The organism is Xanthomonas arboricola (assembly GCF_002940665.1).
Classification (GTDB): domain Bacteria; phylum Pseudomonadota; class Gammaproteobacteria; order Xanthomonadales; family Xanthomonadaceae; genus Xanthomonas; species Xanthomonas arboricola_B.
This window is the reverse complement of record NZ_MIGY01000002.1, coordinates 1-21,380: the sequence shown is the minus strand read 5'-3', so window position 1 is coordinate 21,380 and position 21,380 is coordinate 1. Positions and strand designations below refer to the sequence as shown.

Here is a 21,380-nt window from a genome sequence, read left to right as displayed (position 1 = left end):
AGGTGTTCCCGACGAAATTCAATGCGCAGGCGCATGTCGCACTCCCAGCTTTCGATGTAGAGCGTCGTCGCCTGCGCTGGAACGACCGGGACTGCTTCGTCGCGGCCAGGTCCGCTCCTACCATGGCGCAGCCCGGCGCAGTGCCCCGATGCGATACGCCCGCACTGACCAACGATCTCCGCTGGTCAGCTCGATGACCTACGCCGAGCAGGAACACCTGTCCGCGGCGAAACGCCACCATGACAGCGGCGTCGCACTCAGGCTCGCTCGCTACAAGACCGATGCCCAGTACGGCTCCCAACAAGAACGATGCGGGTGTAGGAGCGGGCCCGACCGCGACGTGGCATTCGCAGTGAGGCTGGAGGTGCTTGCGCCTCTCGGCACTCCAGCCTCCGGTTTGGAGCCGCCTTGCCTGTGCTGGAGTTACCGGAGCAGCTTCGTCGCGGCCAGGTCCGCTCCTACGGGGCGCCCGACCGCTCACACAGAAGCGGCCCAACGCAGCTCTCCGAAGCAGCTGGCCGATGCTCTAACCCACGCGGTACTGCAAGCGCTGATCAGCGATCGCAGCCGGCCAGCTTGATGCTCTGCCCGGGCTTGAGCGCATACGATGGCGCCTTCAGGCCATTGGCCCTGGCCAGCTCCTTGATCTCGCACTGATACTTCTGCGCAACGCGACCGAGCGTGTCGCCCCTGGCGATGGTGTAGCTGCGCGCCTGCTTGGCCTTGGGCTTGGCGATCGCGGGCTGGCCGGTGGCCACGGTGGTCGGCACGCCGGCCATCGGGCTGACATCGCCCACCGCCACGCTAGGCACGTACTCGGGGGTGCTGCTGCTGCGCACGATCGCGCTGTTGAGGTCGGCGGTGATCAGCGTGCGCGCCAAGTCCGCGCGCGGGCCGTTCACGCAGTAGCGCGTGTACAGGCTGACGATGCGGTTGGTGGCGTTGATGACGGTGCCGGCCGGAATCCAGCCATCGGATTCATAGCGCGGGTTGAGGTTGCGCAACGCGCGCATGTAGCCGTCGCGCGCGCCCATGCTGCCCAGGCAGATGGTGAGTTCGTAGATGGTGGTCGACTTGGCCAGCTTCAGCGTGGCCGGCTGCGCGTCGAGCTTGGCGAAGTCCACGCCGTACTGGCGCGGGTGCAGGAAGATCCACGCCGCGGCGATCACCATCGGCACGTAGTCCTTGGTTTCGGCCGGAAACTGGTTGTAGACGTCCTGGTCCCAGAACCCGCGTCCGCCGCTCTGCGAGAACACGCGCGCGGCACGGCCCTCGCCACCATTGTAGGCGGCCAGCGCCAGCTCGATGTTGCGATTGAGCCCGGCCATGCGCTCGTTGAGGTAGGCCGCACTGGCTTCGGCGGCGCTGCGTGCATCGAAGCGCGTGTCGAAGCCGGTGCCGTCCGGGCCCAGCCCGAAGCGACGCCCGGTGGCCGGCATGAACTGCATCAATCCAGCCGCTCCGGCACGCGAGCTGGCGTGCACCTTGCCGTTGGATTCCTTGGCCATGATGCCGAACAGCAGCGCCTCGGGCAGACCGCGCTTCTGCCATTCCGGCCACATCACCCCGCGCAGGTTGCTGTAGTTCTCGTAGCTGGTCAGCAGCGCCGGGCGCATGTCGGTCAGCCAGCGGCGGATGCCTGCCTGTACCGCCGGGTTGTACTGCACCATCTTGTCGAAATCGTGGCGCTGGTCGTTGAGCAGCGTGGCGGCACGCGCTGCCTCGGGCACGCCGTTCGCCGCCGGGCCGAGATGGTCCGGGTCGGCCTGTAGCAGGGTGTCGTCGTCTTCCGGCTCTTCGGCGGCCGGTGCTTCGGCATCGGCGCGCGCCTTCAGCAGGCGCTTGTAGGTGGCCAGCTGATTGGCGACCAGGCAGCCGCGCTGCTTGATGCAGGCGTCGATGACGTCTTCCATGTCCTCCAGCGCGGCATCGCCTTCGGCGGTGCCCTTGGGGTCGGAGTTGTTCACCAGCACCAGCGCATCGCGGTAACGCTTTTCGGCGGCGGCCATGCGGGCATCGAGCACGGCGGCCTTCTCCGTGTCGCGTTTGGAAATGGCGTGGGCAGCGGGGACGACAGACATCAGCGCCACCACGACCAGAACCGGCCATGGGCGCAAACCAAAATGAGCGAGCGGCATCGTAGGCAGTACAGCGGAAAGGCAGGCAGGGTAGCCGCCGGGACGACACCGCGGCAAGGCGGCGGCGCCCCAGGGTCAGTGGGCCGTTAGCTTGGCAGTGGCGCACCGGGCCTGGAATGCCTTGAGGAAGGGCGGCAGGCGGCTGGCAAACCGGCCGCGTCGTTACACCGCCTGTCGGCGGCCGGCAGCCGGACAGCGCGGTCGAAATCCGGGGTCGATCCCCGCCCGGTTTGCCCGGCCAGATTGCCCGCTAGAATCCGGATTTTCCCACCGGATCTGCGCAATGGCCTCGTTCCTGCTCGGCAAAGGCGTCACCGACGACATCCCGGTTGTGCTGGAAGGGCGCTTCGGCAATCGCCACGGACTGGTGGCCGGCGCCACCGGCACCGGCAAGACCGTGACCTTGATGACCCTGGCCGAAGGCTTCTCGCGCATGGGCGTGCCGGTGTTCCTGGCCGACGTGAAAGGCGATGTCGCCGGCCTGGCGGTGGCGGGCGACGGCGCCGCCGGCGTGCTGCAGCGCGCCACGGAGATCGGCATGGCCGACTACACGCCGGCCGCCAGCCCGGTGGTGTTCTGGGATCTGTACGGCCAGCTCGGCCACCCGCTGCGCACCACCGTCAGCGAGATGGGCCCTACCCTGCTGGCGCGCATTCTGGAACTCAACGACACCCAGTCCGGCGTGCTCGACATCGTGTTCAAACTGGCCGATGACCGCGGCCTGCTGTTGCTGGACCTGGACGACCTGCGCGCGCTGCTTGGATTGGTGGTGGAAGAACGCAAGGAGCTGTCCACCCGTTACGGCCTGGTCTCCGGCCAGTCGGTGGCCGCGATCCAGCGCGCCCTGCTGCGGCTGGCGCAGGACGGTGGCGAGCACTTGTTCGGCGAGCCGGCGCTGGAACTGGCCGACCTGATGCGCGTGTCTGCGGACGGCCGCGGCGTGATCGGCCTCCTGGCGGCCAATCAACTGGTGCTCAAACCGAAACTGTATTCCACCTTCCTGCTATGGCTGTTGTCGGAACTGTTCGAGCGTCTGCCCGAGGTGGGCGACCTGGAACACCCCAAGCTGGTGTTCGTGTTCGACGAAGCGCATCTGCTGTTCGACGATGCGCCTGCCGCGCTGGTGCAGCGGATCGAGCAGGTGGTCCGGCTGATCCGCTCCAAGGGCGTGGGCGTGTATTTCTGCTCGCAGTTTCCCGACGACATTCCCGACACCATCCTCGGCCAGCTCGGCAATCGCGTGCAGCATGCCCTGCGCGCCTATACCCCACGCGACCAGAAGGCGGTCAGGACCGCGGCGCAGACCTTCGTGGGCAATCCCAAGCTCGATGTGGCTACGGCGATCGCCAGGCTGGGCACCGGCGAGGCGCTGGTGTCGCCGCTGCAAGGCAAGGGGGTGCCGGCACCGGTGCAGCAAACGCTCATCGCCCCGCCACGCTGCCGCATGGGCGCCATCAGCGAGACCGAACGCGCGCAGGTGCGCGCGGCCAGCCCGGTCGGCACCCGCTACGACACCGCGATCAACCGCGCATCGGCCGCCGAACTGCTGGCGCGCCGCGTCGAACAGGTCGCCGAACACAACGCCGCACCGCCGGCACGCACGCGCGAGGACGAGGAAACGCAGGACAGCGGTTTCGGAAAAGCCGTCAAGGATGCCGTGTTCGGCACCGGCCGCCGCCAGGGCATGCTCGAAGCGATGGCCAAGCAGACCTCGCGCACGGTGGGCAACAAGATCGGCCAGCAGATCGTGCGCGGCATCTTCGGTAGTATTTTTGGTGGGAAGTGTTGATCAGCCCTGATCGCCGCCGACACGTTGCGATGACACTGTCGCTTTGAAAGGCTGCCGCGTGTTGGCGTGAACTTACTCCAATACGCCATGCAACTTGGCGTACTGCAACAGCATGATGGTCTTGGCATCGGCGATCTCGCCCGAGCCGATCATCGCCAGCGCTGTATCAAGGGACAGCTCGAGCACCTCGATCTCTTCGCCGTCCTCTTCGAGTCCGCCGCCCTCGCTGACCTTGTCGCCGTCGAAGTATTCGCCGACGAAGAAGTACAGGCGTTCGGTGACCGAGCCAGGGCTCATGAACGCCTCGAACACCTTGCGCACGTTGTCGATGCGGTAGCCGGTTTCTTCTTCGGTTTCCTTGCGGATGCAGGTCAGCGCATCGTCCTGGTCGAGCAGGCCGGCGCAGGCTTCGATCAGCATGCCGTCGGCGTTGCCGTTGAGCAGCGTCGGCAAGCGGAACTGGCGGGTGAGCATCACCGTCTGCTTGGCGCGGCTATACAGCAGGATGGTGGCGCCATTGCCACGATCGTAGGCCTCGCGCGACAGGGTCTGCCAGCGGCCGTCCTTGCGCTGAAAATCGAACGTGACCTTGCGCAGCACATACCAATTGTCCGAGAGCACATCGATGCTGCGAATGCGGACCTGCGGGTTGCCGGTGGCAGAGGGATTCAAGCGACACTCCTTGTGATGCGAGCGATGGCAGCGCCAGGGGCGCGGCGCGCCCGATCGCTCGTACGGGCCGCAAGGATTGCGGCGGGCCACCATTTTACCTGTCGCTGAGTTGGAGCGTCAGACAGATGACGCATGCACTAAATCGGTGGCCTATCGATGCGCGCACGATGCTATCGGACACAGCAAGCTTGGATGCAATGCCGGCACTGACGCATGGCCTGGCCGGCAATATCCGGACCGTGCCGGCGACATGTCGCCAGCCGCTGGCCATCCAGCTTAGTCGGCTCGCCTTCCCCCAATTGCGTGACGACGCGCGCCACCGCACAATCCGGTCACATCACACGCCTGGGGAGCGTCATGGAAGACCGTTTTCGCGCACGCAAGGTTGCCGCGCAGGCCGCGCCGGTACCGTTCTGGACCCGCATTCCCGCCATCGCCACCTATCCGCTGCGCGGATCGGCGCTGTACGCGTTGATTGCGCTGACGCTGTGCAGCGCGCTGCTGGTGCTGCCGGGCATCCTGAAACTGGTGGTTGCCGGCGTGCTGGGGATGGCGACCTACACCTATGCCTTCGACATCCTGCGCCACACCGCCGACGGGCAAGCCGACGCTCCCCGGCTGGGCTACAACAGCTTCGACAGCGCGGTGCTGCGGCTGGTCCTGCTGGCGCTTGCGCTGGGCATCGTCATTGCTGCGGCGGGCGTGCTGGCTGGCAAGCCTGGCCTGACCATCGCCTATCTGGCAGTCCAGTTGCTGCTGCCGGGCATGATGATTGCGCTGGCCATCGACGGCAGCCTGCGCCGCGCGCTCAATCCTGCCGTGTCGATCGACATGGCAGTGCGCATCGGCTGGCCGTATCTGGCCGCATACGGTCTGCTGTACGTGATCCAGGGCAGCGCCACTGCGGCGATCTTCATTGCGGTGAAGTATCTGCCGCCGATCGTGCGCGAGGCGACGATGGTAATCGCCTCGATCTGGAGCCTGTTCGCCAGCTTCCACCTGATGGGGTATCTGGTCTACCAGTACCACGAAGAACTGGGCTACATGCCCAGCGGTGGCGCGGCGTTCGAGCGCGAAGACCCGGATCAACGCCTGCTCGACGAAGCAGAACAGTACGTGCGCGATGGACATTCCGACGAGGCATTTCAGGCGCTGCGCGGCGCGGTGCGTTCGCGTGCGGTGAGCCTGGCGGTGCACGAGCTGTACCAACGGCTGCTGCGTCAACACCATCGCAACGACGAACTGCGCGAGCACACCCGCCAGTACATCAACCGTCTGCTGCAGGAAAAACAGGAGCGCCGCGCGCTCGCATTGCAGCGCGAAGCGCTGGACGGCGACTCCGCGTTTACCCCGCTGACGCCTGAGCAGGCCACCGTGCTGGCCGAGCGCGCAAAGATGGCCGGGCAATTCCAGCTGGCGACCGATGGCCTGCTTGCGGCTATTGCCGCATGGCCGCGCGATCGGATGATGCCGGCATGGTCGCTGGATGCGGGCCTGCTGCTGGGCGAACGGTTCGGCCGCGATGAGCAGGCGCGCGCGGTGCTGCAAAACGCACTGACTCAATGCGACGACGATGCACTACGCGCGAAGCTGGGAGCCGCGCTGAAAGCGGTGGCAATTCAACCAGCTTGAGCGGCCAACAAAATTTTAAAGTCGACAGGTAAATCCACAAAATTGGCGCATCTTGCGACATGCACTGCTCGCAGCCCTGCACACCGACCATCTCGGCTGGTCCTTGTCCGCTCACCGTCGCGGGACCTTACGCGGCATGGATGCCGCGTAAGAGCCTACAAGGACGTACTTGCGGCGTGTCCCGCGAGGGTGGGCGGGCAAGGTCCCTGCAGCCAGGCTGCAGATCCACCGCTCTGCAACTCATCCATCCGCGCTAGATAATTCTGCTCGAGGCAGAAGACACAACAGCAACCCGGACCTCGCGTAGCAGTGTCTTTCAAGTGCAGTCAAATGCCAGGTCAAAAGCTCCGGTGAGTCGAGTGTACGGAGCCCTCACCGCTTGCTTTGGCAACACGGATCAAGCAGAAATCACTCACCCGTTCTCGAGCAAAAAGCGCGCCTTGCTGGCCTGCGCCTGCTCGGGGAACTGCTCCAGCAGCTGACGCAGCAAGCGCGCACGCTGCGCGCCGTCCTGCAGCTCGCCGTGTCGCAGGGCCAGCACGAACCAGTGGTGCGCCAGCTCGGCGCGCGGCATCCCCGACTCGCCTTCCTTCAACAGACGTTCGGCATCGGCCAACAATCCAGTGCGCAGACATGCGCCGATCAGTGCCGTGCGTGCCGATGGCGCGTACCCGATCCCGGCCTTGCTCAGTTCTGCAGCGACCGTCAGCTGGATGCGGCTCTGCTCGGCGTGATGTGTGTGCAGATGCAGCAGCGTCTGCGCTAGCCGCACTCTGTCCTGGTTGCGGCCGGCATTGCGTGCGGTGCGGTAGCGCGCGAGCGCCACGTCCAGGTTATGCGGCTGCTCGCTGGCCAGCTCCGCCAACAGGCGTTCGGCTTCCACGTTCTCCATGCGTCCCAGATGCCGCTGCGCGCGCTCCCAGCGATCGTCCACCAGCACTGCCTCGCTCTCCTGCATGAAGGCCGGGCGCGTGCGCCGCAACAGCACCAGTACGACACCGAGCAGCGCGCCACTGATCAGCCCACCGGCGTGCGCCTCGAAGGCGACGCTGCCGTTGTCGCTCCATAGCAGGCTGTACAGCTCCCAGCCCAACCACAGCGGCAGCAGCAGGATCGCCGGCCCGCGCACGTAGTCGAATACCACAAAGAACCAGTAGAAGAAGCGCACCCTGCGCCTGCCCCAGACCACGCAGAACGCGCCCATCAAGGCGGCGATCGCACCGGAGGCGCCCAAGCCGCCGCTCGGCGCGCCCCAGCGCCACCACAGGCTGGCTGCGCTGGCGCCGAACCCGCCCAGCAGGTACAGCAGCAGGAACCAGCCGCTGCCGATCGCACCTTCCAGCAAGGTGCCCAGCGCCAGCAGGAACAGCATGTTGCCCAGCAAATGATCGAAACTGCCATGCAGGAAGGTGGCCGTTAGCATCCTTGCAGGGGACCACTCGGAGCTACGCTGCAGATGCCGCAGCGTGAACACCCTGGACAGGTGCGCATCGTAGGGCGCGCGCAATGTGCGCCATTCGCGCAGACGCTGCTCGTCCTCGAACAATGCGCCGCTGCGCAATGCCTCTGTAAAGGCCAGGTCGTGCATCGTCAGGTGCGCCAGATACGCAAGGCGTTGCCGCGCCGGCACGCTGTCCAGCCTGGCCTGGCGCGCAGCGCGCAGCCTGGTGTCGCCGGTCTGCTGCAAATAGCGCACATGGGCCTGCGCCTCCACCGCACCGAGGCCGGATTCGACGTAGTAGCGCACCGCGTTTTCGACCAGCGCGTCGTCCTTGCGCTGATAGCCCAGGTAGACCACCGCATTGATCATTACCAGCAGCAGGGTCACCCAGGGAATGTTCTGGCGCGACCAGGGTTTGTGTAGCGGCATCAGCAACATGACAACGTCCGTGTCCCGGAAGGCGCAAAGCTTCGCCGTGCGACGGCAGATGCGCAAGCCGGCCGTGCGCGCTAGCATCGCGCCCCCGCTGTCCGACGCACCGCCCATGAGCCGCTGGCGCCCGCCTGCCGAAAAAAGCACCGCACTGATCACGCCCGACGGCCACGCCCGGCTCAAGGCCGAGCTGGAAGAGCTCTGGCGCGTGCGTCGGCCGGAGGTGGTGCGTGCGCTGGCCGCCGCCGCGGCAGAGGGCGACCGCTCGGAGAACGCCGAGTACACCTATCGCAAGAAGCAGCTGGGCGAGATCGACCGCCGCGTGCGTTATCTGAGCAAACGCCTGGAAGCGCTACGCGTGGTGGACACCGCGCCGACCGACCCGCGCGCGGTGTTCTTCGGCGCACAGGTCGAGCTGGAGGACGCCGACAGCGGCGAGCTGCTGCACTACCGCATCGTCGGCCCGGACGAAACCGACGCCGGACGCGGCTGGATCAGCATCGACTCGCCGTTGGCGCGCGCCTTGTTGAAAAAACGCGTGGACGACGAGTTCGAAGCGCAGTTGCCGTCGGGCAAGCACACCTTCGTGGTGGTGTCGGTGGATTACGCGATCCCATAGGCATCCATTCGCAATCTGCTGACATGTAGGAGCGCACTTGTGCGCTCCTACGGACAGATGCGGACGAATCCGCACCCAGTTACACCATCTGCAGATTCAACGCGCGCCCCTGCTGGGGTGCGACATTGGCCGGCAGCGCATCGCCGAACAGATCGTGCTCGTCGCTGTCGGTGATCTCCACATCGACCAGGTCGCCGACCTTCAACCCGCGTTCGCCGCCGTTCTGGATATGCACCAGCCCATCGATTTCCGGTGCGTCCGCGCGTGAGCGCGCCACTGCGATGTCGTCTTCGATCAGGTCGACCAGGCATTGCTGCACGCTGCCGATCTTGGATTCCAAACGCGCGGCAGAAATCTCCGCCTGCCTGGCCATGAAGCGGGCCAGACGTTCCTGCTTGAGCTCTTCCGGCACAGGATCGGGCAGCGCGTTGGCGCTGGCGCCTTCCACCGGCGAATACGCAAACGCGCCGACACGGTCCAGCTGGGCCTGATCCAGGAAGTCGAGCATGGATTCGAATTCGGCATCGGTCTCGCCGGGGAAGCCGACGATGAAGGTGGAGCGTACCGTGATCTCCGGGCACATCGCCTTCCAGCGCTGCACGCGCTCCAGCGTCTTGTCGACTGCGCCCGGCCGCTTCATCAGCTTGAGGATGCGCGGGCTGGCGTGCTGGAACGGGATGTCCAGGTACGGCAGCAGCTTGCCTTCGGCCATCAGCGGAATCACATCGTCCACGTGCGGGTACGGATAGACGTAGTGCAGGCGCGTCCACACGCCCAGTTCCGACAAGCCTTCGCATAGCGCCTTCATGCGGGTCTGGTACATGCGGTCGCGCCACGGGCGCTCGGCATATTTCAGGTCCACGCCGTAGGCCGAGGTGTCCTGTGAGACCACCAGCAATTCCTTGACCCCGCCGCGGACCAGCCGCTCGGCTTCGCGCAGCACCTCATCGACCGGGCGCGAGGCCAGATCCCCGCGCATCGACGGAATGATGCAGAAGCTGCAACGGTGGTTGCAGCCTTCGGAGATCTTCAGGTACGCGTAATGGCGCGGGGTCAGCTTGATGCCGTAGTCGGGCACCAGATCCACGAACGGGTCGTGACGCGGCGGCAACGCGGCGTGCACCGCCTCCATCACGCTCTGGTAGTCCTGCGGGCCGGACACCGCCAGCACCTGCGGATAGGCCTCGCGGATCTGTTCCGGGCGCTTGCCCAGGCAGCCGGTGACGATCACCTTGCCGTTGGCGTTCATCGCCTCGCCGATCGCGTCCAGCGACTCGGTCACCGCCGAATCGATGAAGCCGCAGGTGTTGACCACCACCACATCGGCAGCGTCGTAACTGGGCACGATGTCGTAGCCCTCCACGCGCAGCTGGGTGAGGATGCGTTCGGAGTCGACGAGCGCCTTCGGACAGCCAAGGCTGACGAAGCCGACTTTGGGGTTCAGCTGGGACATGGAAGCAGGAGCCTGGGAACGGAGCGGCCTGGGGCCTGAGTAGGGCAATTATAGCGGCGCGCGGGCAGCGCTCTGAACCGTGCGCCGGGCAAGCGAGGTCATCTCAGCGAGACCCTCACCTGCAGGGCCGTCGATCCGGTCGATAATGCGCGCCTTCCCCCGTCCTGCATCAGGAGTTCCCATGGGTCACTGGACCACGCTCGACACCCCCGACGGCCAGGTTGCCGCCTGGCACGCCACCCCGACTACCAGCCCGCGCGGCGGCCTGGTGGTGATCCAGGAGATCTTCGGCGTCAACGAACATATTCGCGCGGTGGCCGACGATTACGCCGCGCGCGGCTACGAAGTGCTGGCGCCGGCCTTCTTCGACCTGCAGGAGAAGGACGTGCAGCTGCCCTACGACCAGGAAAGCTTGCAGCGCGGCCTGGCACTGGCCAATGCGGTCGGCCTGGAGCGCGCGGTGGAGGTGGTCAAATCCGCCGCCACCCTGCTCAGCCGCGCCGGCAAGGTCGGCACCGTGGGCTATTGCTGGGGCGGCTCGGTGGCGCTGCTGTCGGCGATCCGCCTGGGCCTGCCCTCGGTGAGCTACTACGGCGGGCGCAACACCCAATTGCTGGACGAAACCCCGAAAGCGCCGGTGATGTTCCACTTCGGCGAGCGGGATACCAGCATTCCGCCCGAGGCGATCCAGGCCCACCGCGAGAAGCTGCCGCAAATGGAAACCTTCGTGTATCCGACCGGCCACGCCTTCAACCGCAGCATCGACCCCACCCACTACGACGCCGACAGCGCCGAGCGTGCCCTGGAGCGTACCCTGGGTTTTTTCGAAGCGCATCTGGGATGAGTGGGACGGCAGCGGGCATGTCCGAGGCGAGCGGCTTCCAACTCGATGCGCGGCTGGCAGCGGACAGCGTGTTCGTCGCCGACGGACCGCTGTCGCAGGTGCGGCTGATGGACGACAGCCGCTTCCCGTGGCTGGTGCTGGTGCCGCGGGTCGCCGATGTCAGCGAATGGATCGATCTGGATGGCGGCCAGCAACGCCTGTTGCTGGCCGAGATCAATCAGCTCTCGCAGTTGCTGCGGGTCGAGCCCGGGGTCGCCAAGCTCAATATCGGGGCGTTGGGCAACGTCGTGCGGCAGCTGCACGTGCATCTGGTCGGCCGGCATCCGGGCGATGCGGCCTGGCCAGGCCCGGTCTGGGGCAGCGGCAGCGCGCAGCGCTTCGAGGCCGATGCGCTGCGCCAGCATGTCGCTACGTGGGCGCAGCGGCTACGATAGGCGCCCGTCTTGCAACCACCTTTCCGCATGAAATCCAATGTCGTCGCCGCGCTGATCCTGATCCTCGTCGGCCTGCTGTTTCTGGCCAATAACCTGGGCTGGACCAATGTCAGTCTTGGCCGGCTGATCGCCACATGGTGGCCGGCGGCGTTGGTCGCTTGCGGTGTGGGGATGTTGTTTGGGCGCGGCAAATAGCCGGGAATCGGGAATCGGGATTGGGGAATCGTAAGGGCGCGCTTCTGGCGCTGTTGATTCCCGAACTACCCGGCCGTAGCTTCTGATCTGTCACTGATTGGATGCGGCAATGCGCCTTGAGGCGCGGCTCTCGCCCGTGTGCATGATGGGCGTTAGCTCCCATGAACATGGAATGGAGCGATTCCAGCAGTCGATCAGCCCCAGCGTCTGGTCAGAGCGCCGACATCCCTTCTCCCATCGGGAGAAGGTGAGACTGCCAGCGAACACGACACGGCCACCAATGCAGCCATGACCTTGCCGGCATGACGTCTGTCATCCGCAACAGTTGACTTCCGGCACCTGATCGGCGGGCGTGCTGCGCGCAGCATGCGCGCACACCTACCGAGGACACCGCCATGCGCTATCGCCTGATTGCCGCCCTGTTCCTGATCACGCTGGGCACGCTGTTTCTGTTGGACAACCTCGGGCTGGCCCGTATCGAGCTGGGCAACCTGGTTTGGACCTGGTGGCCGGCGTTGCTGATCGCCGCCGGCGTGCACCAAGTGCTGCGCTACCGCGAGCGGGCCACCGCGACCTGCTGAAGGTCACGGCTGCCCACTGCATCAGGTGCGCGGCAGGGTTACGCCGGTCTGGCCCTGGTACTTGCCGCCACGGTCCTTGTACGAGGTCTCGCAGACTTCGTCGGACTGGAAGAACAGCATCTGCGCCACGCCTTCGTTGGCGTAGATGCGCGCCGGCAGCGGCGTGGTATTGCTGAATTCCAGCGTGACATGGCCTTCCCACTCCGGCTCCAGCGGGGTCACGTTGACGATGATGCCGCAGCGCGCATAGGTGCTCTTGCCCAGGCACACCACCAGGGTGTCGCGCGGGATACGGAAGTACTCCACCGTGCGTGCCAGCGCAAAGCTGTTGGGCGGGATGATGCAGACGTCCGATTCGATATCGACAAAGCTGCCCGGATCGAAGTGCTTCGGGTCGACGATGGTCGAGTTGATGTTGGTGAAGATCTTGAACTCGCGCGAGCAGCGCACGTCGTACCCGTAGCTGGAGGTGCCGAAGCTGACGATGCGCTGGCCGGCGGCGTCATGCTTGATCTGGCCGGGTTCGAACGGCTCGATCATCGCGTGCTGTTCGGCCATGCGCTTGATCCAGCGGTCGCTCTTGATGCTCATGCGGTGTTCCTTGAAGACGGAAGGCGGTAGGCCGAGCGGCCTGCGCGAAAGGCAGCGAAGTCTAGCAAGCAGCCGGCACCAGCGGCCGGCCTGCGCGCTACAGCAGCGAAGCCGAAATCGGGATGCTGGCGCGCGGCCGCTTGCCCAGCTCTTCGGACAGACGCGCGGCAGCGGCCAGATAGGCCTGCGCTGCCGCCGACTCCGGCGCGGCCACCACGATCGGCTGGCCGGCATCGCCCTGCTCGCGGATCGCGATCGCCAGCGGCAACGAACCGAGCAGGGGCACGCCGTACTGCGCAGCCATGCGCTCGCCGCCACCTTCGCCGAACAGGTGCTCGCGGTGGCCGCACTGGCTGCAGGTATGTACGGCCATGTTCTCGACGATGCCAAGCACCGGCACCTCGACCTTTTCGAACATCTTCAAGGCCTTGCGCGCATCCAGCGTGGCAATGTCCTGCGGCGTGGTAACGATGACCGCACCGGCCACCGGGATCTTCTGCGACAAGGTCAGCTGGATATCGCCGGTGCCCGGCGGCAGGTCGATCAGCAGGTAATCGAGGTCGTCCCACAGGGTGTCGTTGAACAGCTGGGTCAATGCCGAGGTCGCCATCGGCCCGCGCCAGATCATCGGCGTGTCCTGGTCGACGAGCAAGCCGATCGACATCGCCTCGATCCCGAACGCGCGCAGGGGCTCGATCGACTTGTTGTCCGGGCTGTCCGGCCGCCCGCTCAGGCCCAGCATCGCCGGCACGCTCGGCCCGTAGATGTCCGCGTCCAGTACCCCGACGCGCGCACCCTGCTGGCACAAGGCCAGCGCCAGATTCACCGCGGTGGTGGACTTGCCCACCCCCCCCTTGCCGGAACCGACCGCAATCACATTGCGGATCCGCGGGTGCGGCGCCAGCGCGCCCTGCACCGCATGCGCGGGGATTCTGCGCTCGCCCGTCATGCGCGTGCGCTCTGAAGGAGGTCGATCGCCATGCTTGAAGCACGTTGCACCATCGTCGTCATTGCCTGCCTGATTCGTCGTGCGCTGCCAACGCAGCGATCGCCGCATCGCCAGCCGCAGCGCTGGAAAGATCGCCAGTTTACCGACTCGGCCACGGGCAGACGCGTTTCCCAGCGCGGCCAGACGCCGGCACTGCACGCCAAGTCATGTGTCAGGCAGCGACAAATTTAACAAATATGGACACATGGTTAAGGAATTGTTACGTTCGGGGACCAGTTCAGCCAGCGCTCAGTGAGCACTGCTGTTTCGCAACATCCGGCGAGGAATCCGCACCATCATGTCGAGTCGTCTTCAGCAACACACCCAGCGTCATCGTTTGAGCACCGCATTGTTTACCGTGCTGGCCGCTTCTGCCGGCCACGCCGCGGCGCAGTCAGAAAACGAGGTCGCACCCGGCACCACCGATCTGGACAAGGTCACTGTCACCGGCTCGCGCATTGCGCGTACCGGCTTCGTCACGCCCTCGCCGGTCACCGCGATCAGTGCCGAGGAAATCCGCGCCACCGGCGCGACCACCATCAGCGATCTGATGGCGCGCATGCCGGCGCTGGCACCGAGCTACACGCTGGGCAATTCCACCCGCTTCATCGGTACCGCCGGGCTGGGCCTGCTCGACCTGCGCGGCATGGGCACCGACCGCACACTGGTGCTGGTCAACGGCCGTCGCCACGTGGGTTCCAGCCCGGGTTCGACTGCCGTGGACGTCAACACGATTCCGGTGGAATGGGTGGAACGCGTCGAAGTCATCACCGGTGGTGCCTCGGCCGTCTACGGCGCCGACGCAGTGGCCGGCGTGGTCACTTCATCCTAAAGAAGAACTTCACCGGATTGGAGACGCGCGCGCAGACCGGCCTGGCCGATGAGGGCAACTACAACCGCTCCTTCGCCAGCTTCTCGGCAGGCACCGACTTTGCGGACGGCCGCGGCAACATCGCGGTGTCGGGCGAATACAGCAAGCAGGACCGCTTCGGCCGCGGCAACCGCGCCATCGGCCGCGAGTATCTGGTGTCGGTTCCTAACCCCGCGTTCGATCCCAGCCAACCGCCGAGCGAGCGCAATCCGCAGAACGTGCTCAGCGGCCCGGGCGGCAATCATTCCACGTCCTACGGCGGCACCTTCAACCTGGGCACCTTCGATTTCCGCAACCCGGCCAGCTATGGCAACCGCTATCTGTTCAACGAAGACGGCAGCTTCCGCCGCAACCGCTACAACGGCACGGTGGTCAGCAACACCTCGTGCGTGGATTGCGATTTCGTTGATCTGAATGCGGTCGCCGACCTGCAGCCCGGCTTCGATCGCAAGAGCGTCAACACCATGATCAACTTCGAGGTCAGCGAGAACCATCGCCTGTTCTTCGAAGGCAAGTACAGCGAGACCGACTCGGAATTCTTCGGCCAGCCGGCCTTCGACAGTTCGCTGCGCGTGCGTCGCCAGAATCCGTATGTCAGCCCCGAACTCGGTGCGCTGATGGACTCGCGTGGTGCCACGCAGATCCTGATGAACCGCTTCAATGTCGATGCCGGCCGTCGCGGCGAGAACATCGAGCGCAAGACCTATCGCGCGGTGCTCGGTGCCGAAGGCAACTTCACCGACAACTGGAGCTATGACGTATCCGCCAACTACGGCAAGACCACGGTCGACCGCCTGAATCTCAACAACCGCATCAACGAGCGCTGGCAGGCCGGTATCGATGCCGCACGTGATGCCAGCGGCAACATCGTCTGCCGCACCACGCTGGATCCGAACGCGATCAACCCCCACACCAATCGCGTCTATTCGGCACTGGCGCGCGAAGGCTGCGTGCCATTCAGCGTGTTCGGCAACGGCGCGGTGACACCGCAGGCAGCGGCGTGGTTCAACACCACCGCACGCTCGCAGGCCAAGATCCAGCAGACCGTGTTCAGCGCATCGGTGGCCAACAGCAACCTGCTGTCGCTACCGGCCGGCGACATCGGGTTTGCCGGTGGCGTGGAATACCGCAAGGAGCAGAGCGAGGAAATCACCGATCCGCTGGCAGCCTCGGGCGCGACCTTCCTCAACGCTATTCCCAATAGCGGTGGCGAGTACACCGTCAAGGAAGTCTTCGTCGAGAGCACCATTCCGTTGCTCGCCGGCCTGCCGGGCGTGGACCGGTTGGCGCTGGATGTGGCGGGGCGTTATTCGGACTACGACAGCATCGGCTCGACCAAGACCTGGAACGTGGGCCTGGACTGGACCATCATCCCGTCGCTGCGTCTGCGCGGCACCGTGGCACAGGCAGTGCGTGCGCCCAGCATCGGTGAGCTGTACGACTCGCAGAGCGAAAACTTCGCAACCATCAACGATCCCTGCAACTATCTGCCGACCAATACCAATCGCCCAGGCACCGCGGGCGACGTCGCATTGCGCCAGGCCAACTGCAGTGCGCTGGGCGTGCCGGTGGGCTGGATCGATACCTTCACCTCCACCCGTCCCGGCGTGAGCGGCGGCAATCCGGAGCTGAAGCCGGAGCGCGCGCGCAGCCTGTCCTACGGCCTGGTGTGGCAGCCGGAGTTCTTCGACGGCTTCGGCATGTCGATCGACTACTGGCGCATCGACCTGCAGGACGCGATCGGCACCGTGACCGCAGAGACCAATGCCACGCGCTGCGTGGACAATCCAGGCGGCATCAACAACAGCTTCTGCGGCTTCGTGCAGCGCGCCCCGCTGGGCGGATTCACCGACCCGCAGGGCCGCATCTATCCCGAGCACAGCATCATCGGCTGGCAGGCACTCAACGAAAACCTGTCACGCTCGCGGCGTGTGGGCGTGGATCTGGAAATGGATTACCGCTTCCAGCTCGGCGAAGGCAATACCGTGCTGCGCCTTGTCGGTACGCGCCTGATCCAGTCGCGCGAATGGGTGTTCCAGGACTTCCCGGCCGAATACGACGAGTACGTGACCTACGTGACCGACCCGCGCTGGCGCGCGCAGTTCCAGACCAAGTACAACTGGAACGCATGGCGCGCCTCGTGGGACATGAACTATGTGGACGGCAACCTGCGCGTGACGCCGGAAAGCTACAACAGCAATCCGGGCTCGGCCAGCCCGATCAGGAACGGCGCGTACACCTACCACAACGTCCAGTTCGGCTATCAGTTCCCCGGCTCGAAGATCGACGTCTACCTCGGCATCGACAACGCCTTCGACAAGGATCCGCCGCGCAATTACTTCGGCTCGGACTTCAACTCTGCGTTGTACGACAACATCGGGCGGTTTTTCTACCTGGGTACGACAGTCCGGTTCTGAGGCCGTCGACGATGCATGGAAAGACCCCGTCCACCGGGGTCTTTTTTTGAATCGATGTTTCAGATGAAACCAGCCAAGCAAAATCGACGATCGAAAGATGCACGCGGCGCCATGCAGCGTTCGTTTAATCGGCGAGCTGTCACCACGCATCACGCGCACTGACAAAAATGAATACCTGTGCCACCTGAGTACGCACTTGTCCGCATGCCCGGCAATTTGTGCGCAGATCCGCATATTCGATGCGGATCTCACCCTTTTCATTAACGAATCATTCAAAACGCTTGCGACTCCGACCACACATTCATTACGTTCGGGTTAAGGCCATCTGACTCTCCGGTGACCGCCACTTCTCTCGATACCCAGCTGAAAGGTTAGGAATGAGCAATCAAATTCGTCGTCATGCTCTCAAGCGCACCGCTCTGGCTGTTGTGCTCGGCGCCTGTCTCGTCAATGGCGCGGTCTATGCACAAAGCACGACCGGCAGCATCTACGGTAGCGCTCCCTCGGAGGCCGGTAGTACCATCGTCGTTCAGAGCGACACCGGCCTCAGCCGCACCATCACCATCGACGCCAATGGCCGTTACAACCTTGGCTCGTTGCCGGTCGGCGCCTACACCGTCACCTTGAAGCGTGGCGATCAGGTCGTCGATACCCGCAAGAACGTGCAGTTGCGCGTCGGATCCGGCACCGAGGTGTCGTTTGCTGGCGCAGCTGCCAGCGGCAGCACCGATGCAACGACGCTCGGCGCGATCACGGTCACTGCCGCCAATGCACCGAAGATCGACGTCAGCTCCACCAGCTCGCGTTCGGTGATCACGTCCGAACAGCTGGCAACCCTGCCGCTGGGCCGTAGTGCGGAAGCGATTGCGCTGCTTGCTCCCGGCGCTGTTTCAGGTGCCGGCGCATTCAACAACGGCTCGCGCTCCGTGGTGTCTTTCGGCGGCTCGGGCGTTACCGAAAATGCGTATTACATCAACGGCTTCAACGTCAGCAATCCGCTGAGCAACCTGGGTGGCGTCAGCCTGCCCTACGGCGCCATCGACCAGCAGGAAACCTATACCGGCGGCTATAGCGCCAAGTACGGCCGTTCCACAGGCGGCGTGATCAACCAGCTCGGCAAGCGCGGCACCAATGAATGGCATTTTGGTGTGCAGACCGTTTGGGAGCCAGATTCGCTGGCGAGTTCGCGTGGTGACGTGTGGTACCCCAATGCAGCGCTCCCCGATGGCTACGAATACGATACGCCGGACCAACCGGGCACCTTGTACCGCGCCGGCAAGGACAACAAGCAAACACGCACTGTCTACAGTGCATACGCCGGCGGCCCGCTGATCGAGGATAAACTTTTCATTTTTGTGGCTGGGGAAAGTGAAAAAGTTGACGGCGTAGGCACGAACGCCAGCAATGCAAGCATCCAGGCCCGCAATAATTACGAATACAGCACTCCAAAGTTTTACGGAAAAGTCGACTGGAACATCAACGACAGCAATATCCTTGAATACACGCGCGTTCAAAATACTGATCGCCGTAGTGGTTACTACACCTCGTTCGATTACGATGGCCTAGTGAGTGGCGATCGCACCGGAACCTATCCAGATACATTCAAGATCAAAGACAGCTACGACATCTTCAAGTACACAAGCTACTTGACGGACGATCTGACCTTGAACGCTACATGGGGACGCAGCAACCAGCATAATCAACAATTCAACCCATTTATCTCCGACCTGCCGTTCCTTGGCAGCGTCACTAGCCAGAACCCCGCACTGAACGGCGGTACGCCGATCCGCAACAATCAGACGACCAACCGCGCGAAGGCGGAGGATCCGATCAACAAGACTCGCAGCCTGCGTCTGGAGCTGAATTATCGATTGGGTGGCCACGACATCACCGCCGGCGTGGACAACATGTACTTCAATGCCTATGACGAGGGCGTACGCACCACCGGTCCCGGATACCAATGGATCTATGGACGCGCTCTCACAGAGCAGACACCAGTACGTCCAGGACTGGGCGTCGGTGCTCCCGGAGCTGGCTCCAACGGGTTCTACGCCCAACAACGTATTTTCACCACCACCACAAGCATGGCAGTGGAGCAAAAAGCGTATTACTTGGAAGATCGCTGGCAGGTTAACGACAACTGGCTGCTGACGTTGGGCATCCGCAACGACCAGTTCACCAACTTCAACAGTGATCATGTCGCCTACGTGGATAGCGGTGACCAGTGGGCTCCGCGTCTAGGAGCGAGCTGGGATGTCTTTGGCGACTCATCTTTGAAGATATTCGCTAATCTCGGCCGTTACTACCTGGCGCTTCCTAATAGCGTTGCCATCCGCGGCGCGTCGGCATCGACCTATACCGATCAATATTTCACCTATACCGGCATCGACGCCAACGGCGAACCCACTGGCTTGACGCCGTTCGGGCCGGGACCGGTTTCGGCCAACGGCGAATTTGGTCAAGCACCCAACCCAGGAGCATTTGCTCCAAGCGACTTGAAGTCGCAGTACCAGGATGAGTTGATTCTTGGCTTTGAAAAGACGATTGGCGAAAGTTGGAACTCTGGCGCCAAGGCAACGTATCGGAAGCTGGAAGCGGCAATCGACGACGTCTGCGACATGCATAACGATGACTACACCGCACGTGGCGACCTGAAACTTGCATCACAAGGAATCGATCCCAGGACCATCGATATTCCGTATTGCGTTATTTTCAATCCAGGCAAAACCAACACCTACAATCTCGCAAATCGCGATGGATCGGGCTTCACCCAGCTGCAGATGTCCCAATCGGACTGGGGCTTCACCGATAAGGCCAAGCGTAGTTACATTGCGGTTGACCTCTTTTTGGAACACCCGTTCGATGAGAAGTGGTACGGCCGCATCGATTACACTTGGTCACACAGTTATGGCAATACTGAAGGCCAAGTCAAGTCAGATATCGGGCAATCTGACGTTTCCAAAACGCAGGACTGGGATGCTGCGGCGCTGATGTACTATGCGGGCGGCAGCTTGGCAAATGATCGTCGCCATCAACTGAAAGCGTTCGGCGCCTATCAGATCACGCCAGAATGGATGGCATCAGCTACCCTGCGTGTCATGTCAGGTACACCCGTTTCCTGCCTGGGCTATTTCAACGATCCAGAGAACCCGGATCCGATCAGCTACGGATCGGCTTATCACTATTGCGGCGGCCAGCCCTCGCGACCCGGTGATGCTGGCCGGACCCCCTGGATCAAGAACGTCGACCTGGGCGTGACATATCGCCCTTCGTTCGCCGAACACAAGTTTGCTCTCGGGCTCCAGGTGTTCAACGTCCTTAATGATCGCGCTGTCACTCGCATCGACGGAGTTTATGAAACAGATCCCGGCCTGGTTTCAAATACATATGGAATTGGCCTAGAAAACTACAGCTACAACACTCCGCGCTATGTGCGCCTGTCTGCATCCTACGACTTCTGATCGCAGCCACCGGAAGCGTCGCCTTGACGCTTCCGGTGAATTAATGGATTTTGATTAGCCCCGATCATTAATCACAGTGACTCTGTACCTCTTGCTTTTTAAACTATCCCACCTCGATTTGCCCATAAATTTCCAACTGAAAAACATGTACTGAGCGACACCGAGGTTGGGCACGCTAGAAACGCAAGGGGAAATGGCGCCATCTGCAAAGCAGCAGGCTATTCGTCAGGACTAATCAGGAAAAGGGTACGACCTACGCCTCAAGGGACTTGAGGCACAACAAGGAGCCAGTTGAATGAAAACGGTACTTTTGGCGGCAGTCTTTTTGGCAATAAGTGCACTTGCTGTCACCACTGAAGCAAACGCAGCGACGCAGTATGGCCGTACCTGGATGTGGTTCGACGCTAACGAAAACCTGGTTGGCCAGAGCATCCTGTATTGCAGTAATCAGACTGAGCATCAGGGCACAACGTCGACCGTCAAGCGCGTCGTCATCAGCTATGCATGCGATACGCGCAACGTGAACTCGATCGCCTACACCGAGGTGTCGCAGCAGTTACGCGCTGACTTTTGCGATACGTGGGGACAGGGAATGTGTGGAGACGGCCCATGGCCTAACGGCTACTTGACCAGCCCGTGGCAGCGCGGTTTGTACAACTGATAATCAAAGAGCTGGCTGAGGCAGGCCGTGCTTTCATTTGATTAGCCCTGACGGTTAGTTGCAGGAATTCCGCGCCTTCCCTAGCAGGCTGCTGAAATACCGCCCACCTCGATAGACTATTCGGTACGACCCAACGGATGCCCCTTCATGCGCGGAACCGA

General features: G+C 63.5%; 16 protein-coding genes and 1 pseudogene. 11 read left to right on the top strand and 6 right to left on the bottom strand.

Annotation, left to right across the window (positions count from 1 at the left end; translation table 11 throughout):
- Positions 1–554: 554 nt before the first annotated feature.
- On the bottom strand, positions 555–2,138 hold the full coding sequence (locus XarjCFBP7645_RS06970; protein WP_104536799.1) for a transglycosylase SLT domain-containing protein: 1,584 nt from the start codon (positions 2,136–2,138) through the stop codon (positions 555–557).
- A gap of 283 nt (positions 2,139–2,421) precedes the next feature.
- Here XarjCFBP7645_RS06970 and XarjCFBP7645_RS06960 point away from each other — a divergent pair, with 283 nt between their 5' ends.
- Positions 2,422–3,927 carry a helicase HerA-like domain-containing protein gene (locus tag XarjCFBP7645_RS06960; protein WP_104536798.1) on the top strand — a complete coding sequence of 502 codons (1,506 nt, stop codon included), beginning with the start codon at positions 2,422–2,424 and terminating at the stop codon, positions 3,925–3,927.
- A gap of 72 nt (positions 3,928–3,999) precedes the next feature.
- On the opposite strand, the gene nudK is transcribed toward XarjCFBP7645_RS06960, so the two are convergent.
- A complete protein-coding gene (gene nudK, locus XarjCFBP7645_RS06955) occupies positions 4,000–4,599 on the bottom strand; it encodes a GDP-mannose pyrophosphatase NudK (RefSeq protein ID WP_104536796.1) in 600 nt (199 codons plus the stop codon).
- 357 nt (positions 4,600–4,956) lie between these two features.
- Between nudK and XarjCFBP7645_RS06950 the strand changes: the two genes are divergently transcribed.
- Positions 4,957–6,231, top strand: coding sequence for a hypothetical protein (locus tag XarjCFBP7645_RS06950; protein ID WP_181126237.1), 1,275 nt, complete (start codon positions 4,957–4,959; stop codon positions 6,229–6,231).
- 412 nt (positions 6,232–6,643) lie between these two features.
- Here the strand turns inward: XarjCFBP7645_RS06950 and XarjCFBP7645_RS06940 are convergent, their stop codons facing one another.
- Positions 6,644–8,110, bottom strand: coding sequence for a rhomboid family intramembrane serine protease (locus XarjCFBP7645_RS06940; protein ID WP_181126235.1), 1,467 nt, complete (start codon positions 8,108–8,110; stop codon positions 6,644–6,646).
- Positions 8,111–8,216: 106 nt separating this feature from the next.
- On the opposite strand from XarjCFBP7645_RS06940, the gene greB reads away from it, so the two are divergent.
- The gene (gene greB / locus XarjCFBP7645_RS06935) at positions 8,217–8,723 is read left to right on the top strand and encodes a transcription elongation factor GreB (protein ID WP_104537844.1); all 507 of its coding nucleotides are present in this window, start codon (positions 8,217–8,219) and stop codon (positions 8,721–8,723) included.
- A gap of 79 nt (positions 8,724–8,802) precedes the next feature.
- Here the strand turns inward: greB and rimO are convergent, their stop codons facing one another.
- A complete protein-coding gene (rimO, locus tag XarjCFBP7645_RS06930; RefSeq protein ID WP_104536792.1) occupies positions 8,803–10,176 on the bottom strand; it encodes a 30S ribosomal protein S12 methylthiotransferase RimO in 1,374 nt (457 codons plus the stop codon).
- 181 nt (positions 10,177–10,357) lie between these two features.
- Between rimO and XarjCFBP7645_RS06925 the strand changes: the two genes are divergently transcribed.
- The 4 genes from XarjCFBP7645_RS06925 to XarjCFBP7645_RS06910 all read left to right on the top strand — a co-directional run bounded on the left by XarjCFBP7645_RS06925 (position 10,358) and on the right by XarjCFBP7645_RS06910 (position 12,230).
- Complete coding sequence (locus XarjCFBP7645_RS06925; RefSeq protein WP_104536790.1) at positions 10,358–11,020, top strand: dienelactone hydrolase family protein; 663 nt, start codon at positions 10,358–10,360, stop codon at positions 11,018–11,020.
- Complete coding sequence (locus tag XarjCFBP7645_RS06920; protein ID WP_047126794.1) at positions 11,017–11,454, top strand: HIT domain-containing protein; 438 nt, start codon at positions 11,017–11,019, stop codon at positions 11,452–11,454. Before XarjCFBP7645_RS06925 ends, XarjCFBP7645_RS06920 begins: the two co-directional genes overlap by 4 nt.
- Positions 11,455–11,481: 27 nt before the next feature.
- Positions 11,482–11,649: a LiaI-LiaF-like domain-containing protein gene (locus tag XarjCFBP7645_RS06915; RefSeq protein ID WP_006452352.1), complete on the top strand. Its 168-nt coding sequence runs from the start codon at positions 11,482–11,484 to the stop codon at positions 11,647–11,649.
- A 395-nt stretch (positions 11,650–12,044) separates the two neighbouring features.
- The gene (locus XarjCFBP7645_RS06910; protein WP_104536788.1) at positions 12,045–12,230 is read left to right on the top strand and encodes a LiaF transmembrane domain-containing protein; all 186 of its coding nucleotides are present in this window, start codon (positions 12,045–12,047) and stop codon (positions 12,228–12,230) included.
- A gap of 21 nt (positions 12,231–12,251) precedes the next feature.
- On the opposite strand, the gene dcd is transcribed toward XarjCFBP7645_RS06910, so the two are convergent.
- Together dcd and apbC are read right to left on the bottom strand one after the other, a co-directional pair.
- On the bottom strand, positions 12,252–12,821 hold the full coding sequence (gene dcd, locus XarjCFBP7645_RS06905) for a dCTP deaminase (RefSeq protein ID WP_010366727.1): 570 nt from the start codon (positions 12,819–12,821) through the stop codon (positions 12,252–12,254).
- A gap of 97 nt (positions 12,822–12,918) precedes the next feature.
- Positions 12,919–13,770, bottom strand: coding sequence for an iron-sulfur cluster carrier protein ApbC (gene apbC / locus XarjCFBP7645_RS06895; protein ID WP_104536787.1), 852 nt, complete (start codon positions 13,768–13,770; stop codon positions 12,919–12,921).
- Positions 13,771–13,800: 30 nt separating this feature from the next.
- Here apbC and XarjCFBP7645_RS21345 point away from each other — a divergent pair, with 30 nt between their 5' ends.
- The 4 genes and pseudogenes from XarjCFBP7645_RS21345 to XarjCFBP7645_RS06880 all read left to right on the top strand — a co-directional run bounded on the left by XarjCFBP7645_RS21345 (position 13,801) and on the right by XarjCFBP7645_RS06880 (position 21,219).
- Complete coding sequence (locus XarjCFBP7645_RS21345; protein ID WP_146096296.1) at positions 13,801–14,001, top strand: hypothetical protein; 201 nt, start codon at positions 13,801–13,803, stop codon at positions 13,999–14,001.
- A 106-nt stretch (positions 14,002–14,107) separates the two neighbouring features.
- Positions 14,108–17,097: pseudogene (locus XarjCFBP7645_RS06890) on the top strand (TonB-dependent receptor plug domain-containing protein).
- Positions 17,098–17,474: 377 nt separating this feature from the next.
- Positions 17,475–20,558 (top strand): TonB-dependent receptor, encoded by a 3,084-nt coding sequence (locus tag XarjCFBP7645_RS06885; RefSeq protein WP_104536786.1) that lies wholly within the window; start codon positions 17,475–17,477, stop codon positions 20,556–20,558.
- A gap of 295 nt (positions 20,559–20,853) precedes the next feature.
- Positions 20,854–21,219 (top strand): DUF6289 family protein, encoded by a 366-nt coding sequence (locus XarjCFBP7645_RS06880; RefSeq protein ID WP_146011379.1) that lies wholly within the window; start codon positions 20,854–20,856, stop codon positions 21,217–21,219.
- Positions 21,220–21,380 lie beyond the last annotated feature (161 nt).